The 2703-nt window shown below is 71.9% G+C and carries 1 protein-coding gene; it reads right to left on the bottom strand.

From position 1 onward, the window contains the following. On the bottom strand, positions 1 to 2703 hold a 2703-nt coding region (locus ACWDNY_RS31285; RefSeq protein ID WP_451649187.1), incomplete at both ends, for an acyltransferase domain-containing protein.

Raw genomic sequence — 2703 nt, 5'->3', positions numbered from 1 at the left:
CAACCCACCATCCCGCACCCGCACACAAGACTCACCACTGGCAAGCGCAGCCGCCAACACCTCCTGCCCGCAATCGCCATCCGCCTCCACCAGCAAGACCCGTCCCGGAAACTCCGCCTGCACCGAACGCACCAGACCACCCACCACAGCCCCCGCCACATCACCGGAAACCGTCACCACCACCACGACGCCCTCACCGGCAAGCTGGTCGCGCAGCCGACCAAGAACATCGGCCACGGCCTGCTCCGCGTCACCACCACCAGGCACCCGCACCACCACCGGCACCGGGCTTTCACCACCCTGGTGGGCGTCGGCACTCGGCATCGGTTCCCACTCGACGCGGTGCAGCAGGTCGTCCGGCGTGGTCACAGACCGCCAGTCGAGCGGGCGCAGGGCGACGGAACGCACGGACAGGACCGGTTCGCCCTGGGGGTCCGTCGCCGTGAGCGTGATGCGGTCGGGGGCCTCTGCCTCGCGACGCAGCCGTACCCGAAGACGGTCCGCTCCCCGGGCGTACACGGTGACCTCGCCAAAGGCGAAGGGCACCGCGCCCAGGGCCTGTTCCCCCAACGCGCCGAGCGCGACAGGCTGGAGGGCCGCGTCCAGCAGGGCCGGGTGCACGAAGAAACGGTCGGCTTCAGCGGCTTCGGTCTCGTCCAGTTCGACCTCGGCGTACACCTCGTCGCCCCGCTGCCACAGTGCGCGCAGTCCTTGGAACGCCGAGCCGTAGTCGTAGCCGTGTGTGGCCAGCGTCCCGTACGGGTCTGTGTGCTCGACGGGGCGGGCACCCGGCGGCGGCCACGCCGTGCCGTGGTCTCGGGCCTCTGGGAGCTCCGGGGTCAGGTAGCCCACCGCGTGCTTGGTCCAGGTCGCGCCCGGGACGGCGGCGGGCCGGGAGTGGATGGTCAGCGGCCTTCGCCCGTCGGAGTCGTCGGCGCCCACCTCGGCCTGGATGTGATGTCCGCCGTTCTCGGAGACCCGCAGAGGGGCGAGGACAGTCAGCTCGTCGACGTGGGAGCAGCCGACTGCGTCGGCGGCCTGAAGGGCGATTTCCGCGAAGGCGGTGCCGGGCAGGAGGGGCGTGCCCGCGAGGGCGTGGTCCGCCAGCCAGGGATGCGTGCGCAACGACAGCAGACCGCTGAGCAGCAGCCCCTCCCCCTCGGCCCTCGCGACCAGCACCCCCAGGAGCGGGTGGTCGGCGGGCCTGAGACCGACGGCGGTCAGGTCGGCCCCTGTGGCCACCGGATCGAGCCAGTACGGCTCGCGCTGGAAGGGATACGTGGGGAGCTGCACCGTCCGCGGCGGGCGTGCGGCGAACAGGGTCGGCCAGGAGACGTCGAGCCCGCGCACGTACGCCTGCGCCAGCGCGGCGAGGAAGCGGTCCGGGCCGCCCTCGTCCCGACGCAGCGTGCCGAAGGCGAAGGCATCTGGCACACCGCTGCCGGCGAAGCTCTCGTCGAGCGCAACCGTGAGCACAGGGTGGGCGCTGACCTCGATGAAGGCGCGGTGCCCGGAGTCGAGCAGGGCACGGGTGACCTGGTCCAGGCGGACCGGCCGGCGCAGGTTTTCGTACCAGTAGGCACCGTCGAGGTCGGTGGTGTCCCGTTCCGCGCCGGTGACGGCCGAATAGAACGGCACGGACGCCGGTCGCGGCCGGACGGGTGCCAGCAGGGCGGCGAGCCGGTCTCGTATGACCTCGACGTGTGGCGAGTGCGACGCGTAGTCCACCGGGACCCTGCGGGTGCGGACCCCGGACTCGGTGCAGTCGGCCTGGAGTTCGTCGAGCGCCTGCGGGTCGCCGGACACCACGACGGAGGCCGGGCTGTTCACCGCGGCGACCGTGAGCCGTCCTTCCCAGCGCCGGATGCGATCCTCGACTTGGTCGACCGGCTCGGCGACTGACACCATGCCACCCGTTCCCGCCAGCTCGGCCAGCGCCTGACTGCGCAGCGCGACCACCCGGGCCGCGTCCGACAGGGTGAGGGCACCCGCGACGCAGGCTGCGGCGATCTCACCCTGCGAGTGTCCCGCCACCGCGTCGGGCCGGACGCCGTACGACTCCCAGAGCGCGGCGAGCGACACCATGACGGCGAAGAGGACCGGCTGGACGACATCGACGCGGTCGAGATCGGGAGCACCCGGCTCGCCCTTCAGCACGTCGAGCAGCGACCAGTCGGTGAACTCGGCCAAGGCGACCGCGCATTCGTGCATCCGCTCGCGGAAGACGTCCGAACTCTGCAGCAGCCGCAGCGCCATGCCCACCCACTGCGAGCCTTGTCCGGGGAAGACGAAGACCGTGCCGTGGGAGCCACCGGCCGTCCCCATGACGGTGGTCGCCTGGTCGGGATCGCCGTCTCGCAAGGCCCGGAGGGAGGCGAGGAGCGTCTCACGGTCGTCGGCGAGGACGACAGCTCGGTCGTCGTGCGGGGCGCGGGTGGTCGCGAGGGCGTGGGCGAGGGAGTACAGGTCGGTGTCCGGCTCTTCGCTCATGTGAGCGTGGACGCGTCCGGCGAGCTGTGCGAGCGCCCGCGGTTCATGTGCGGACAGCACGACGGGCACTGTTCCGGGTGAGCCCTTCGGCTCCTCTTCCTCCATGACCTGCTCGCCGGGGGGTTCTTCCAGGATGACGTGGGCATTGGTGCCGCTGATCCCGAAGGAGGAGACCGCGGCCCGGCGGAGCCGGCCGTCACCGGTCACGGGCCA

This window comes from Streptomyces sp. NPDC003697 (assembly GCF_053587115.1).
This window is presented reverse-complemented; position numbering and strand designations above follow the sequence as displayed.